The organism is Bacillus sp. mrc49, assembly GCF_002803435.1.
Window position 1 is genome coordinate 1 of the sequence record NZ_PHNG01000115.1, and the last position, 1,021, is coordinate 1,021.

General features: G+C 45.8%; 2 protein-coding genes. Both read left to right on the forward strand.

All coding sequences use genetic code 11. From position 1 onward, the window contains the following. On the forward strand, positions 1–714 hold a 714-nt coding region (locus tag CVN76_RS00790), incomplete at its 5' end, for a molybdopterin oxidoreductase family protein (RefSeq protein WP_332850579.1). Next, positions 689–1,021: DUF1641 domain-containing protein (locus tag CVN76_RS00795; protein WP_100530081.1), on the forward strand; the 333-nt coding region annotated here is incomplete at its 3' end. The genes CVN76_RS00790 and CVN76_RS00795, both read left to right, overlap by 26 nt.

Below are 1,021 nucleotides of genomic sequence, written 5' to 3' on the forward strand. Positions count from 1 at the left end.
GCAGCGAGTCTTGCTGGTTATTTTGCCGGGGTGAGCTATGAAAGACTGGAAGGGTTCAATAGTCAAATCTGGCCGGTTGCGAAAGATGGTACGGATACGCCGATCCTTTTCGAAGAAGGGTTCGCGTTTGAAGATGGTAAGGCACGGCTCATTCCGCTTGAATGGACTCCTCCTTTTGAAGCCGGTGCTGAATATGATTTACATTTAAATAATGGCCGACTGTTGGAGCATTTCCATGAAGGGAATATGACGTACAAGTCAGAGGGACTGACACATAAGGTTCCCCACCCATGGCTTGAGGTATCACTGGAGCTTGCTCGGGAACGTGGAATCGAGGATGGCTCTCTCGTTCGTTTAACCTCACCTTATGGTCACGTAAAGGTAAGAGCGATAGTCACAGAACGTGTAACAGGGAACGAATTATACTTAACGATGAATACACGAGAAGATGAGGAAGCGGTTAACCGTCTGACAAGCAGTTATCATGATACGGTAACCCACACACCGAACTATAAGGAAATGAGTGTGAAAATGGAGGTACTGGAAGAAAAGGGAGAATCACCATTGCCGAAAGTGAACTACCGATTCGGGAACCGTCTTCCTCAAATCAGTGTCAGAGTGGAAGAAAAATGGAAACGAGAAGACTTTACTCCCATTACAGAGTTATTCGAATTAGGAGGTGATGATTTTGGCGAAAGCAATCAAGCAAATTAGAAAAGAAGCCCCTAATCCCGAAGCAGAGCAATCAAAAGCGGTCACGGACATCGTCGCAGCCTTGGCAGAAAACCGGGACGCGATCATGGCGACAATCGGAATCGTAGGGCAACTTCATGAAATGGGTGTTTTGAATACCGTGAACGGGCTGCTGGAAAAACGTGTTGATGTAGGGGTGATTGCCGTTCAACAGCTCAATCAGCCTAATATGCATAATACAATCAAGAATGGAATGAATGCTTTTAATTTTCTTGGCCAATTGAATCCTGATCAGTTACAAACGGTACTGAATGGAGTGAGTCACGGC